General features: G+C 43.5%; 14 protein-coding genes. 11 read left to right on the top strand and 3 right to left on the bottom strand.

Features of this window, described 5'->3' with window-relative positions:
• Positions 1-589: 589 nt before the first annotated feature.
• From V7K27_RS14125 to V7K27_RS14115, 3 genes are all read left to right on the top strand, one after another.
• Positions 590-4,561 carry a GAF domain-containing protein gene (locus tag V7K27_RS14125; RefSeq protein WP_334948130.1) on the top strand — a complete coding sequence of 1,324 codons (3,972 nt, stop codon included), beginning with the start codon at positions 590-592 and terminating at the stop codon, positions 4,559-4,561.
• A gap of 189 nt (positions 4,562-4,750) precedes the next feature.
• Complete coding sequence (locus V7K27_RS14120; protein ID WP_334948128.1) at positions 4,751-5,905, top strand: hybrid sensor histidine kinase/response regulator; 1,155 nt, start codon at positions 4,751-4,753, stop codon at positions 5,903-5,905.
• A gap of 199 nt (positions 5,906-6,104) precedes the next feature.
• Positions 6,105-6,284 (top strand): hypothetical protein, encoded by a 180-nt coding sequence (locus V7K27_RS14115; RefSeq protein ID WP_334948126.1) that lies wholly within the window; start codon positions 6,105-6,107, stop codon positions 6,282-6,284.
• 140 nt (positions 6,285-6,424) lie between these two features.
• On the opposite strand, the gene V7K27_RS14110 is transcribed toward V7K27_RS14115, so the two are convergent.
• On the bottom strand, positions 6,425-7,717 hold the full coding sequence (locus tag V7K27_RS14110; RefSeq protein WP_334948125.1) for a dicarboxylate/amino acid:cation symporter: 1,293 nt from the start codon (positions 7,715-7,717) through the stop codon (positions 6,425-6,427).
• A gap of 203 nt (positions 7,718-7,920) precedes the next feature.
• Between V7K27_RS14110 and V7K27_RS14105 the strand changes: the two genes are divergently transcribed.
• The 5 genes from V7K27_RS14105 (at position 7,921) to V7K27_RS14085 (ending at position 12,126) form a co-directional block, all read left to right on the top strand.
• On the top strand, positions 7,921-10,551 hold the full coding sequence (locus tag V7K27_RS14105; protein ID WP_334948123.1) for a DNA polymerase III subunit alpha: 2,631 nt from the start codon (positions 7,921-7,923) through the stop codon (positions 10,549-10,551).
• 23 nt (positions 10,552-10,574) lie between these two features.
• Positions 10,575-11,120, top strand: coding sequence for an imm11 family protein (locus V7K27_RS14100; protein ID WP_334948121.1), 546 nt, complete (start codon positions 10,575-10,577; stop codon positions 11,118-11,120).
• A gap of 219 nt (positions 11,121-11,339) precedes the next feature.
• Positions 11,340-11,576: a type II toxin-antitoxin system HicB family antitoxin gene (locus V7K27_RS14095; protein ID WP_334948119.1), complete on the top strand. Its 237-nt coding sequence runs from the start codon at positions 11,340-11,342 to the stop codon at positions 11,574-11,576.
• Positions 11,577-11,588: 12 nt separating this feature from the next.
• Positions 11,589-11,885: a hypothetical protein gene (locus V7K27_RS14090; protein WP_334948117.1), complete on the top strand. Its 297-nt coding sequence runs from the start codon at positions 11,589-11,591 to the stop codon at positions 11,883-11,885.
• Positions 11,886-11,919: 34 nt separating this feature from the next.
• Positions 11,920-12,126, top strand: a complete 207-nt coding sequence (locus V7K27_RS14085; RefSeq protein WP_334948115.1) for a hypothetical protein — start codon at positions 11,920-11,922, stop codon at positions 12,124-12,126.
• Positions 12,127-12,156: 30 nt separating this feature from the next.
• Here V7K27_RS14085 and V7K27_RS14080 read toward each other — a convergent pair whose 3' ends face one another.
• Together V7K27_RS14080 and V7K27_RS36490 are read right to left on the bottom strand one after the other, a co-directional pair.
• Entirely contained in the window at positions 12,157-12,345 is a 189-nt protein-coding gene (locus V7K27_RS14080) for a DUF6887 family protein (RefSeq protein ID WP_334948113.1), read from the bottom strand.
• Positions 12,342-12,518 (bottom strand): DUF6888 family protein, encoded by a 177-nt coding sequence (locus tag V7K27_RS36490; RefSeq protein ID WP_442947617.1) that lies wholly within the window; start codon positions 12,516-12,518, stop codon positions 12,342-12,344. Before V7K27_RS36490 ends, V7K27_RS14080 begins: the two co-directional genes overlap by 4 nt.
• 104 nt (positions 12,519-12,622) lie before the next feature.
• On the opposite strand from V7K27_RS36490, the gene V7K27_RS14075 reads away from it, so the two are divergent.
• From V7K27_RS14075 to V7K27_RS14065, 3 genes are all read left to right on the top strand, one after another.
• Complete coding sequence (locus V7K27_RS14075) at positions 12,623-12,862, top strand: hypothetical protein (RefSeq protein ID WP_334948111.1); 240 nt, start codon at positions 12,623-12,625, stop codon at positions 12,860-12,862.
• Positions 12,863-12,949: 87 nt separating this feature from the next.
• Entirely contained in the window at positions 12,950-13,171 is a 222-nt protein-coding gene (locus V7K27_RS14070) for a hypothetical protein (protein WP_334948109.1), read from the top strand.
• A 4-nt stretch (positions 13,172-13,175) separates the two neighbouring features.
• The gene (locus tag V7K27_RS14065) at positions 13,176-13,595 is read left to right on the top strand and encodes a hypothetical protein (protein ID WP_334948107.1); all 420 of its coding nucleotides are present in this window, start codon (positions 13,176-13,178) and stop codon (positions 13,593-13,595) included.
• The last annotated feature ends 26 nt before the right edge of the window (positions 13,596-13,621 follow it).

Genomic DNA, 13,621 nt, shown 5'->3' with positions numbered 1-13,621 from the left:
TGGCATTGCAGGGTATTGCATTGGCATTGCAGGGTATTGCATTGGCATTGCAGGGTATTGCATTGGCATTGCAGGGTATTGCATTGGCATTGCAGAGTATTTCATTAGACTTCTTGCATAAATCAAAAAAAGAACCCCACCCCGCCTTTGACTTACGTCAAATTCTCCCCTCCCCGCAGGCGGGGAGGGGCTGGGGGTGGGGTGTTAGGGACTTTTGCAAGAGGTCTATTGCAATACTGCGTAGGTTTTGAGTCGATCCCCCCAACCCCCCTTAAAAAGGGGGGCTAAAAATGCCTTATTTTTCCCCTTTTTTAAGGGGGACTAAGGGGGATCTCAAATAACTATGCACCAAAAACCGAGCAGTATTGTATTTCATTGGCATTGCAGAGTATTGCCAAATTTAATTATGGGATGGGCATCTTGCCCATCCCAGTTTTTTTGTCGATACCTAAATCTTGATTTTTTGGGCAGATTATTGTAATCTCCCCAAAACCCCAAGGCTCTCAACGTTTAATAATTTTGCGGTTTAAGCAATTTGTGTATTACTAAAGGGAACAATAAAAAATAAATGCTTTTACATTAATCATTAATGTTTAACCGCGCAACGGCTCTCACCCCATCAGAACTGAAGTTTGCGATCGCCCGCGATCCCCTGATAGTTAAACCGGATACAACGGTGATGGACGCGATCGCTCAAATGATCAACGTGCCGGCTATGTATAATACCACTAAAACTGCGGATGGGCAACTGGATCAACTCTATCTAGAAGCACGAGCAAGCTGCGTGTTGGTAGTGGAAGACGGGCGGTTGCTAGGTATTTTGACAGAGTGGGACGTGGTGCGCCTCAGTGCCCAGCAGCGTTCTCTGGAGAATCTAGCGATTCGGGGGGTGATGGTACATCCAGTCATCACCCTGCACGAGTCTGCTTTTATCGATTTATTTTTTGCGATTAATCTGCTCCAGCAGCATCAGATTCGCTACTTACCCATCCTGGATGAGCAGGATCGCCCGGTGGGGCTGGTGACTGATGAAAGTCTACAGCAAATCTCCCGCCCGATAGATATTTTGCGGTTACGGCTGGTGTCTGAGGTGATGACGAGTGAGGTGATTTGCGCCACGCCGGATACTTCCATGCTAGCGATCGCTCAACTCATGGTAAAATACGAAGTTAGTTCGGTGATAATTGTGCAAACTAGCTGCCAAGCTGAACCTCTGCAAATTCCGGTGGGGATTGTTACCGAGCGAGATATTGTCCAGTTTCAGGCATTGGGTTTGAACCTAGAAACCTGTCTGGCAGCCGCCGAATTGCAGCGTCAAGTCGCAAACAATGCACTACATCGCTTGAATCAGGACTTGGAAGGGAGGCTAAAACAACGGACTCAAGAACTCCAAGCGCGAGAGGCTCAACTGCGCGATCTCTTCGAGAACGCCACCGATTTAATCCAAAGCGTTTCGCCCGACGGTCGGATTTTATTTGTCAATCGGGCATGGAAAGAAACCTTAGGATACAACGATGCCGACCTGGAGCAGTGGTCCATTTTCCAAATTATCCATCCCGATGACCTTGGGCATTTCCAGACAGCGATTCAAAGCCTATTTACTGGCGCACTCAGTTTAGATATCGAAACCAGATTCCTGACCAAAGATGGCAGAGAAATCATCGTCGAGGGAAATATCAATTGTCAGTTTCAAGATGAACAGCCGATCGCCACGCGGGGAATCTTTCGGGACATTACCCAGCGCAAACAATCTGAAGCCAAACTCCATAAACTATCGCAGCGCCTCGCCTTGTCCTTCAAATCTGGGGGGATCGGCTGTTGGGACTGGGACATTGTAGAAAACACCATCCTTTGGGATGAGCGGATGTACGAACTGTATGGGTTCACCAAACCATCTGATTCCGATGTGGTCTACGACATTTGGGCAAACAGGCTACATCCCGATGACCGCACCCCCGCCGAAGCATTGATCCAGCAAGCCGTTTTAGGACAGGCAGAATACGATACTGAGTTTCGGGTCGTGCATCCCGATGGAAGTATTCACTTTATTAAAGCCTATGGGGTGGTGGTGCGAGATGCTCAGGGCAATCCCCAGAGCATGATTGGGGTCAATTTTAATCTTAGCGATGTCTACGACGAGCTTCGCTTACGCAAACAAGCCGAGAAAACCATTCGCCAACAGGTCGAACGAGAACAACTGCTGCGAGAAATCACCCAGAAGATTCGTCAATCCCTAGACCTCCAGACCATTTTCGATATCGCTTGTCAGGAAATCCGCTCAGTGATTCAGGCCGATCGGGTGGCTATTTTCAAATTTTATCCCGAATCCAACTTTGATGACGGCGAATTTGTGGCTGAATCAGCTGTAGAAGGGTTTTCCTCAGTGCTGGCGATTCGGGTACACGATCACTGCTTTGGCGAAAGCTATTCATCCCTCTATGCCTTGGGTAGGTCTTATGTTGTGGATGATATTTATAACGGTGGGATGACAAGCTGCCACACTGACATTCTGGCTCAGTTTCAGGTACGTGCCAATCTGATTATGCCGTTCCTCTGCGGTAATAAGTTATGGGGCTTGCTGTGCATCCATCAATGTGCAACAGCCCGCCATTGGCAGCAGTCTGAAATTGACTTTACCCTACAACTTGCCAACCAGTTAGCGATCGCCATTCAACAAGCGAATCTCTACGAGCAAATTCAGTCAGAACTCTTGGTGCGGCAGCAAGCCGAAGCGAGAATTGCCCTCGAACTGCGACGACAACACGCCTTGGGAGCGATTATCCAAAAAATTCGCCAGTCGCTAGATATCAACGAGATCCTGGCAACGGTGACTCAGCAGGTGAAAGACGTGATGCACAGCGATCGCGTCATCGTCTTCCGGGTCTTTGCTGACGGCAGAAGTCAAATTGTCGAAGAAGCCTTATCTGGTGAGTTTCCCGCCCTCAAAGACCGCCACTGGGACGACGAAGTGTGGTCTGAAGAAATCCTCGATTGCTACTGGCAGGGCAAACCCCGGATTGTCCCCGATGTGATGAATGATATTTGGACAGATTGCCTAGTGGAATACTCCATCATTGGTCAAATCCAGTCTAAAATTGTCGCACCGATTTTACAAGAAGTGCGAGGCAGCGAAACCCATCGCTGGGTTGCCCCCTGGGAAAATAACAAACTATGGGGGGTTTTGGTTGTCCATGCCTGCCAAGAAAAACGCGTGTGGAAAGACTCCGAAGCGCAACTCCTGCAACAAATTGCCAACCAGTTGGCGATCGCCATTCAGCAAGCGAGTCTTTTTGAGCAATTACAGCAAGAACTCGCAAAAGGACAGCAGGCAGAGGCAAAGTTAACCGAGAGCAATCAAGAACTCGCCCGCGCTACCCGCCTCAAGGACGAATTCCTGGCGAACATGAGCCACGAACTTCGCACCCCCCTCAACGCCATTTTGGGCATGACCGAAGGGCTACAAGAGGAAGTCTTTGGTATCGTCAACGATCAACAAGTCAAAGCCTTGCAAACCATTGAAGGTAGCGGCTCTCATTTGCTGGAGTTGATCAACGACATCCTCGATGTGGCAACAATTGAAGCCGGACAGATTAAACTAGACTGCACCTCAGCTTCAGTGGCTGATCTATGTCAATCCAGTCTGGCGTTTATTAAACAGCAGGCATTCCAAAAACGGATTAAGGTTGAAATCAAACTTCAGCTAAATCTACCTGACCTGCTCGTGGATGAACGCCGCATTCGGCAAGTGTTAATTAACCTGCTTAACAATGCGGTCAAATTCACCTCAGAGGGGGGACGCATTACCCTAGAAGTTGCTGAACTTTCCCCCGACACTAGCGATTCCTCAGAGCAACACTTCCTGCGAATTGCCGTGAACGATACAGGCATCGGCATCTCGCCAGAGAATATCAAACAACTATTTCAGCCCTTCGTCCAAATCGATAGCGCCCTGAACCGTCAATATCCGGGTACAGGCTTGGGACTGGCATTGGTGAAGCGAATTGTCGAACTCCACGGCGGTAGGGTGGGGCTAACTAGTCAACTGGATGTGGGCAGTTGCTTCACGATTGAGTTACCATGTACTCCCGGTTCTCTCTTGTCGCCGGAATTGACGGCAGGTAATCAACCCCCTGCTACTCTCAAACTGGATTTCCCTCCTGTCAACGAAACCAAAAGCCCTGCCCTGCTGATCTTGTTAGCAGAAGATAACCAAGCCAATATCAGTACAGTTTCTAGCTACCTCGGTGCCAAGGGCTATCGCATTCTGTTAGCAACAAATGGTCAAGAAGCAATCGACCTAGCCACAACTCACCAGCCTGACTTGATTTTGATGGATATCCAAATGTCGGGAATGGACGGTTTAGAGGCAATGAGACAGATTCGCCTCGATCCTAACTTAATTGATATTCCGATCATTGCCTTGACAGCGTTAGCGATGACCGGCGATCGCGATCGCTGTTTAGAAGCAGGAGCCAACGAGTACCTAACTAAACCCGTGAAACTCAAGCAACTAACCACCACTATCCAACAGCTTTTAATTGCAACAAAGGCTAACAATTAAAGCAGGAGTCAGAATACAGAATTCAGAATTGGTGAATACTCTACCCATCAAGGGATAGAGTATTAAGGCGAGAATATTTTAATTTTTTTCGCTTGACTTCGGGCGAGGTTTTGACCAATATTCATCACCCACTCGTACAGAATTCAATTCTGAATTCTGACTCCTGAGTTCTGAATTCTTCTTATAAATATGCCCTCTATTTTAGTAATTGACGATCAACCCGATAATTTTGATGTGATTGAAACCCTCTTAAGTAAGCAAAATTATCTGCTGCACTATGCTGCCAGTGGTCAAGAGGCGATCGCATCTCTCAACTTATTTCAGCCAGACGTGATTTTGCTAGACCTGATGATGCCGGGAATGGATGGGATAGAAGTTTGCCAGCGAATTAAAGCTATGCCGCAATGGCAGCCAGTTCCGATCATCATGGTTACGGCTCTCACCGCCAAAGAAGACCTGGCTCGCTGCCTAAAATCAGGTGCCGACGACTTCATTAGTAAACCCGTGAATGCTGTGGAATTGCGGGCACGCATTCAGTCAATGCTCAGAATTAAGCAACAGTACGACAACATCCAAACTTTAGCGAATATCCAAGTAAGTACCATCAAAGTCTTGGAAAGCTCACTGAATGAACTGCGCGGCAACTTGCTTTCTAGTTTACCACATGAATTAAATACACCACTAAATGGCATTGTCGGAACCATCAGCCTACTCATCGAAGATATTGACAACATGGATTCTGCCGAAATCCGTGAACTTTTAGGCATGGCAGATCAATCCGTCCGTCGCCTAGAAAAATTAACCAAACAATTTTTGATCTATTTAGAACTAGAGTTATCAACGCACCAGCAGCAAAACAGCAAACCTCAGTCAACTCACTTTTCAATGGCAGCGATCGAAGCGGCTTTGCAATCTCATGCTCAAAGTGTTAATCGCAGTAACGATTTCATATTTGCAATTGAAGAGGCTGATGTGTCAATATCGGATCGATATCTAGGGATTATCCTCCATGAATTAATTGGTAATGCGCTCAAATTCTCCCAGACTGGGACAGCAATTAAGATCAGTAGTCAGCTGGTAGCAGGAATGCTCAATGTCTCCGTCCATGATTTCGGACGGGGCATGACAGAAGAACAGATATCTAAAATCGGTGCTTTCATGCAGTTTGAACGCAAAACTTACGAACAGCAAGGCACAGGCATGGGCTTAAAGCTTGTCCAAAAAATCGTCGAACGTTGTGGTGGGCAGTTCTCAATTTCAAGTGTCTATCAGCAGGAAACAACAGTACATATTGGAATGGCATGCTTAAAAAGCCGAAACACTTGTGATTTAAGCAGTTTGTAATTACTGACATAATTCATGCCGAGGTTTATTTCAGTATTAAAGCGGAAACAACATGAATTCACTTTCTGAACTTCCGCAATTGCCACCAAGACAATTGCAAAAACACAGTGTAGCCTTTAACTAGAAAAACAGTATCAAGCAGTTCCTAGACAAAATGTTAAGTATTGTCACTAAACTTTTATAAGATTTTGTTGTTCTTATGACTCCAAAACACACCAAGATTAAATTTCCCCTTTGGCAGTATCTCAACCAGCCCTTATTTAGTCACGATACTAAATTGGTATTGAATCCCCATCGGTTTGCATTGATCTGGCATCTTCAACTTCTAGAACGCTGCTGGACTAAAGAATGTGATGCCAAAGGACCTCAACAGCATTAAAACAAGTCGCAAGTCGCAAGTCGCAAGTCGCAAGTAAGTTTTGTGACGGGGATTTAGATTTAGGCATTAAAACGCCCTGCTTGATAGAAGCTCTTTACTTAAACCCCTAAACTTTGTTAAATGTCTGAAAAGCTGACGAACTAAGCCTCATCTACAGAACGGGGCTTTTTGCCGTCAAGTAAAGCACTAACAGTCATGTCTCCCATGACATTAATCGCAGTGCGGCAGCGATCTAGAAACCAGTCTACAGTAACTAGCAAAGCGATGTACTGGGTAGGTAAGCCTACAGAAGTGAACACCAGTGTCATTGTTACCAGTCCAGCATTGGGAATATTCGCCGCACCTACGGATGCAAAAATCGAGGTCAGGATGACAATTAACTGCTGTCCCAGATTTAGATGTTGCCCAATCAGTTGGGAAATAAACAACGCAGACATTGCTTCATAAAGAGCAGTACCATCATTATTGAAATTTGCCCCTACCAATGCGCCCAAAGCAGCAGAAGATTCCCTTAAACCGACTTTTGTTTGCAAAACCTCAAAGGTTACGGGCATTGCCGCCGCCGAGGAAGAAGTTGAGAAAGCTGTCAAAAAAGCATCAGAACCGCCAGCGAGGAATTTTAGCGGGTGTACCCAAGAACCAAATTTTACTCTAATTAAGTAATAGCACGCCTGCAATAGCAGTGCTAACAGCACCGCCAGGATAAATGCACCCAAAGATTTAAACGGTGTAAATCCTTGCATAGCAACGGTTTTAGCAACAATCCCAAAGACTGCGAAAGGCACTAAGGCAATTACCCAGTTGAGAACACCGACTACCGCTTCAAATAAAATCCCGATGACATCCTCTATCGACTGGTATCCTTTTTTCCCTTGGGCGATTTGTTCAGATTTTAATCCCCGCAGGATGATGCCAAAACTCAGGGCAATCACAATTAGTTGGATGACATTATTATCAACTAATGGCTTGAGGACAGCTTCCGGTACAGCATCTTTGAGTATTCCCCAAGGGTCAAGATTTTGAGGAGTTATTTGTGTAGTTGTTGAGGTGGCTACATTGCCCCAAGTTCCCGGATGCAGAACATTTGCTACCAAAAGTCCCACTAAAATAGCTACGGTAGTATTAGTTAAAAGTAGCACTGCCAGCCGCCGTCCGGCTGTACCAGGGATATTGGTAGTCATCAAGGTATGCAGCACCGCTACCAGAATCAGGGGTGTAGCCAAGGCACGGAGAGCCTTTAACACCAATTCAGCCGGAATTGCTAAATTGTTGATTAAGACGGCATTGCTGGGATTGGGATTCCCCGCACCAAGGGCAATTCCGACGCTGACTGCGGCTACTAAGGCGATGACAATTTGTAAAGTGAGAGGGATACGCTGCCACCAGGGGCTAGCTTTGGTTTGAGGCGAAGTATTGCTCTCTGTTTGACTCATTGGCTAGATACTGGTTAACTGCTGTAACTATTAAAACTTCACTTTCGGAAGTGAAAATTTCGGAAACAAGTTAATCTAAGATCCCGTTGCTTTGCAAAATCCGGCTCGAAAGGGTATGCGACTGGGTAGACCCCTAGCGATCGCCTGATTAGCACTAATGCTTGCGGTAGTTATATTTCTTGATTTTTAATTTTGAATTGCTTATGTCCTTTGTTCCTTTACATATTCACAGTGACTATAGTCTACTCGACGGGGCTAGTCAGCTACCAGAGTTGGTGGATCGAGCGATCGCACTGGGGATGAAAGCGATCGCCCTTACCGATCATGGTGTCATGTATGGCGCGGTTGAATTGATCAAAATCTGCCGTAGTCAAAATATTAAGCCGATTATCGGCAATGAAATGTATGTAATTAACGGCGATATCGAGAAACAAGAACGCCGCCCCAAATATCATCAAGTTGTTTTAGCTAAAAATACCAAAGGTTACAAAAATTTAGTCAAATTAACCACAATTTCTCACCTCAAAGGTGTTCAAGGTAAAGGAATTTTTTCTCGTCCTTGTATTAATAAAGATTTATTAAAAGAATATCATGAAGGCTTAATTGTCACTAGCGCTTGTTTGGGTGGAGAAATTCCCCAAGCGATTCTCAGTGGTAGACCAGATGCAGCCCGGAAAGTTGCTCAATGGTATAAAGATGTATTTGGTGATGATTATTATTTAGAAATTCAAGACCACGGTTCCCAGGAAGACCGAATTGTTAATGTTGAAATAGTCAAAATTGCTAGAGAGCTAGGGATTAAAATTATTGCTACCAATGATTCGCATTTTATTTCCTGTTTTGACGTAGAAGCACACGACGCTTTGCTATGTATTCAAACTGGCAAATTAATTGCTGAAGATAAGCGGATGCGTTATAGCGGCACAGAGTATCTCAAATCTGGTGAGGAGATGCGGCAGCTATTTCGTGACCACTTGCCGGATGATGTGATTATCGAAGCGATCGCTACCACTGAAGAAGTTGCCGATAAAGTCGAGCCTTACCATATTATGGGTGAGCCTCAGATTCCTACTCCCCCCATTCCCTCTGGTCATACTGCTGATACTTACGCCGAAGATGTTGCATGGAACGGACTTTTAGAACGGTTAAATCGTAAATCTCGCCAGGAAGTCGATTCCGTCTATAAAGAAAGATTGGAATACGAACTGAAAATGATTCAGCAGATGGGTTTTTCCAAATACTTTTTAGTTGTATGGGACTACATCAAATTTGCTAGAGATAACAACATTCCTGTGGGTCCCGGTCGGGGTTCGGCGGCTGGTTCATTAGTTGCTTATGCAATGCGAATTACTAACATTGACCCTGTGCATCATGGGTTACTATTTGAGCGTTTCTTGAACCCAGAACGTAAATCAATGCCTGATATTGATACGGATTTCTGTATTGAACAACGGGATAAAGTTATTGAATATGTAACTGATAAATATGGTGCAGATAGAGTTGCCCAAATTATTACTTTTAACCGCCTAACTTCTAAAGCAGTTTTAAAAGATGTCGCCAGAGTATTAAATATTCCCTACGGGGAAGCTGACAAAATGGCGAAATTAATTCCTGTAGTGCGGGGGAAACCAACAAAACTCAAGGTGATGATTTCTAAGGAAACCCCAGAACCACAGTTTAAAGAGAAATATGATAAAGAACCTCATGTTCGCCATTGGCTTGATATGGCGATGCGAATTGAAGGAACTAACAAAACTTTTGGTGTTCATGCAGCAGGTGTGGTAATTTCTGCCGATCCACTTGATGAAATTGTCCCGCTACAGAAGAATAATGACGGTTCTGTAATTACCCAGTATTTCATGGAAGACTTGGAATCAATGGGTTTATTAAAAATGGATTTTCTGGGTTTACGGAACCTGACGCTGATTCAAAGAACCGTTGATTTAATTCAAGAAACGAGAGGATATCGGGTTGATCCTGATGAAATTCCCCGCCAGGAAAGAAAAGCCCAAAGGATATTAGCTAAAGGCGAACATAGCAACCTGCCAAAAGATGTCCAAAAAACTTATGAATTATTAGAAGCAGGTGAGTTAGAAGGGATATTTCAATTAGAATCTTCTGGGATGCGCCAGATAGTTCGAGATTTGAAGCCTTCTAATATAGAAGATATTTCTTCAATTTTGGCACTTTATCGACCGGGGCCATTAGATGCGGGATTGATTCCGAAGTTTATTAACCGCAAACACGGGCGAGAAAAGATTGATTATCAACACACCATTCTAGAACCAATATTAGACGAAACTTATGGAATTATGGTCTATCAAGAGCAAATCATGAAAATTGCTCAGGATATGGCTGGATATACATTAGGACAAGCTGACTTGCTGCGCCGGGCGATGGGTAAAAAGAAAGTTTCTGAGATGCAAAAGCAGCGAGAAAAATTCGTTGATGGTGCAGCGAAAAATGGCGTTCAGAAAAAAGTTGCGGATGAATTATTTGAGCAAATGTTAAAGTTTGCTGAATATTGTTTAAGCTATGACACGGAAATCTTGACAGTAGAATATGGATTGCTGCCGATTGGGGAAATTGTCGAAAAACGCATTGAATGTACTGTGTACAGCGTTGATAATAATGGAAATATTTATACGCAACCTGTGGCACAATGGCACGATCGCGGACAACAAGAGGTGTTTGAATATTGTTTGGAAGATGGTTCATTGATTCGGGCAACAAAAGACCACAAATTTATGACTGTTGATGGTCAAATGTTACCAATTGATGAAATATTTGAACGGGAATTGGATTTGATGCGGGTAAAGGGTTTGCCGGAATGAGAAATTAATGGAGATAGATTTACATGAATATTTATATTCCTATTCCTGATTACGATAATTATGATCGCTTCTATCCTCTGGATCAAGAAAATTCACATGACATTTTATCAAGGTTTCTTAATTTTGCCATGTATCAAGATATTGAAGAAAAGAGTGAATGGATACCTTTACCAGTGGGAATTGAATCATTCGGTACTAAACGAGGTGATTTCCTTGGAGTTACTGGATGGACTTTTGCTTGTAATAATAGGGCTTGGAAAATTTTAGAGCCTTTAATTGGTGATAGCGTTAAACTGCTGCCATTGCAATGCAATGAAGGTGACTTTAATATTTTAAAAGTAATTAATATTATTGATTGCCTCGATCGTTCAAAGGCGGATTTGTTTATATTTGAAGAAACTGGTAAAGTTTTAAGGATAAGAAAGCATGCTTTTAAAGAAGAGTTAATTCAAGATCAGCATTTTTTTGCAGTCCCAGAATGTCAATTCGGAATATTAGTATCTCAAAAGTTCAAGGACTTAGTAGAGCAGAATCAATTGGAAGGGCTGAATTTTAAGCAAGTGGCTTAGGATTAAGTACCAAGACAGAATTAATTACATATTGGTTATTTACCAATTCTTTGCTAGTGGAACTTAGACAAAATTTAAGCCCATCTCCGAAAAAGAATATCAAAGTCTTCTGGCTGGAAATGCGCCGCTAATGAGGCAGCAACCCCCTCATTAGCGGCAATCTTTATAGAGAAAGGGTGATGCTATGCTTGCTATAAAAAGAGTTGAGGATAGAGTACCATGAAAACTCGCCGCTTTGCAGTCCTCATTTATAAAGAGGACGATATGTATATAGCTGAGTGTCCCGAAGTTGGTACGGTTGATCAGGGAAAGACAATCGAACAGGCAATTGCTAGCTTGAGAGAGGCAACGCAGCTTTACTTAGAGGAATTTCCTCTACCTGAAACTTACACCGGAAGAGTTCATAGAAAATCTGTGAGCGATCGCTTTTTGGGCTTTCTAAGTATAGTCTGTTGAGAAATAGTTAAAATGGATTCACAAAGCATACTGACTCTGGCGAAACAAGGTGACGCAAATGCGATCGCGATACTGATAAATAACTCCTTAAAAGGAAAACGTATTATTGCTAAAGTCACCAAAAAAGATAACTGTTTACAGGTCATTCTCGAATCGCCAGAAGCACCAAGCCAAGAGTTGTTGGTTAACACTATTCGCAAGGGTTTAATGTCGTTAGCTCCTAAATCTATTAGCCACGTCAAGATATACGCGCATCAATCAGAAGGCAGTCACGTAGTCTGGAGTGAAAGATTTAAGCTTAACTACTAGAGAAACCCCAAGAATACCCGATTTTAGTCCATCAATGAGTGCAGAAGCATCTCAGGAACTCAAAAAAGAGGCTCGAAAAAGAGAAATAGAGCTTGGCTTGGTATTTTGGGGCTTAATTTTCTTATTTAGCGCCTGTGGGATTATTGGAGTTTTTTCTAGTCATTCTAGTGATAGCAGTTGCTATGGACAAGGAGGACAAGATATACTCCGGCGCGAAGGTAAAAAAGCGTTGTGCTGTTAACACAACGCTTTTTTAAGAATTTAATCGCTGTTAACTGGCTTGCTGATTAACCCGCCTTTGCATTTCTGTATCTGCTTCTTCATCTGTTGTGCAAAGCACACCAGGACGAGAGCGAATAATGCTTAGATAATACTGAAAAGCATCTTCATCTTGAGGATTGCGCTGCACGTAATCGCGTAACTCTTGTTCTGTCAATGATTCATAATTTGGTGTAGTCATTCGATTAGTACCTCTCCACTTGGAAGTATCTCTATTTGTATTGTCTCTCCAACTAACATAACTATTCGGTTGGTGCGGCTATCAAGCCTTACTAGGTTGATTGGCTGAAGCAAATTACTTGCTCTTACACATCTTTGGTAAAGTGCTTTTAACTGTGCCGATGTCGGTTCCAATTTCACCTCGTATATTTAGTTTTCAAGGTTCTGTAGCCCAAGGCAGAGGAAACGATGGCTGAAGTCATCTCACAGGGCATTCATGCCACAAATGGCTAATGATAATGAGGCAGCAGTACACCGTTTTTATCCCTCTGAGTGGGTGGCATGAATACAAAGTGTCGTCAGCAAATCGTATTCACGTTTGGCGCGATCGCTTTTCTGTGATAGCAGCAGTCAAAGACAAAAGTACTTTTTCTGACTTTGACTACTGGGTAAGTGTGATCGCCCTGGTGATGACAAAGCGATCGCTCTTGTGGAAAGTTACCTTTCCGAATGCGGATGTATTTTGCATCCGTTTTTGAAAAGTTAACTAAGAGTGAAAAATTCTCAGCAAGTGATAGATGTGAGTTGATTTTGGGCTAGATAGATACAACCACATTCCTTTCATCATGAATAATCCCCAGAAGAAACCTTTGCAGTCTGTTCCGCCCAAGCAGATAAACCCAGCCGTCGATGAGCTTATAGCGTTGCGTCAAGAGTTCAGCAAGTTTAGAGAAGACTTTAACGATTTTAGTAAAGAGCTTTCTGCAAAAATTGCTTTTGGCGTTATCGGATCAATCATCCTCATGTCAATCCTTGGTGGGTTTTTATCTCTTCTTTTTAGGGGATAGCAGTATGAAAATTAAGCCCTGGCCGCGTTACGTCTGGTTTGTTGCCAGTATTTTGGTAGTGTGCGGTGCTGTATTTGTGTATTCTCGCGCCTCGCTATCGCCTAGTAAACAACCGCTCATTAGCTCAGACTTGACTTATGAGGATTTACAAATTCTGGAAGAACAAAAAGGACAGGAGATTGAGCAAATAACTCAAGAGTACAAGGACTGTATAGTTAAATATCGGCAAAAAAGTGAGTGCCAATATGTAACTGTTAAAGCCCAAGTCGCTTGGAACGAGAGGTTAATTTTAAACAAAAGAATGATTGATATGAATGGTTTTAATACTATGTCCTTACTTTGTGAACTTAAACCGGGATCTTCTCAATGTGATGAGGCACAGAAGTTCAAACAAAAGCTTGCTGACCTTAACAACTACAAGTAGATCGGTTGAAAGCGATCGCTTTCTCC

This window comes from Nostoc sp., assembly GCF_036919575.1.
In the GTDB taxonomy this organism is placed as follows: Bacteria; Cyanobacteriota; Cyanobacteriia; order Cyanobacteriales; family Nostocaceae; genus Nostoc.
Note: the sequence above shows the minus strand (reverse complement) of the source record. Positions and strands in the feature narration are given on the sequence as shown.

Excerpts from the sequence above, each read along its gene's own strand:
- V7K27_RS14095 (WP_334948119.1), top strand. The coding sequence starts at position 11,340 with ATGAAAACTCGCCGCTTTGCAGTCCTCATTTATAAAGAGGACGATATG.
- V7K27_RS14100 (WP_334948121.1), top strand. The coding sequence starts at position 10,575 with ATGAATATTTATATTCCTATTCCTGATTACGATAATTATGATCGCTTC.
- V7K27_RS14105 (WP_334948123.1), top strand. The coding sequence starts at position 7,921 with ATGTCCTTTGTTCCTTTACATATTCACAGTGACTATAGTCTACTCGAC.
- V7K27_RS14120 (WP_334948128.1), top strand. The coding sequence starts at position 4,751 with ATGCCCTCTATTTTAGTAATTGACGATCAACCCGATAATTTTGATGTG.
- V7K27_RS14075 (WP_334948111.1), top strand. The coding sequence starts at position 12,623 with ATGAGGCAGCAGTACACCGTTTTTATCCCTCTGAGTGGGTGGCATGAA.
- V7K27_RS14085 (WP_334948115.1), top strand. The coding sequence starts at position 11,920 with ATGAGTGCAGAAGCATCTCAGGAACTCAAAAAAGAGGCTCGAAAAAGA.
- V7K27_RS14115 (WP_334948126.1), top strand. The coding sequence starts at position 6,105 with ATGACTCCAAAACACACCAAGATTAAATTTCCCCTTTGGCAGTATCTC.
- V7K27_RS14125 (WP_334948130.1), top strand. The coding sequence starts at position 590 with ATGTTTAACCGCGCAACGGCTCTCACCCCATCAGAACTGAAGTTTGCG.
- V7K27_RS14110 (WP_334948125.1), bottom strand. The coding sequence starts at position 7,717 with ATGAGTCAAACAGAGAGCAATACTTCGCCTCAAACCAAAGCTAGCCCC.
- V7K27_RS14080 (WP_334948113.1), bottom strand. The coding sequence starts at position 12,345 with ATGACTACACCAAATTATGAATCATTGACAGAACAAGAGTTACGCGAT.
- V7K27_RS14065 (WP_334948107.1), top strand. The coding sequence starts at position 13,176 with ATGAAAATTAAGCCCTGGCCGCGTTACGTCTGGTTTGTTGCCAGTATT.
- V7K27_RS14070 (WP_334948109.1), top strand. The coding sequence starts at position 12,950 with ATGAATAATCCCCAGAAGAAACCTTTGCAGTCTGTTCCGCCCAAGCAG.
- V7K27_RS14090 (WP_334948117.1), top strand. The coding sequence starts at position 11,589 with ATGGATTCACAAAGCATACTGACTCTGGCGAAACAAGGTGACGCAAAT.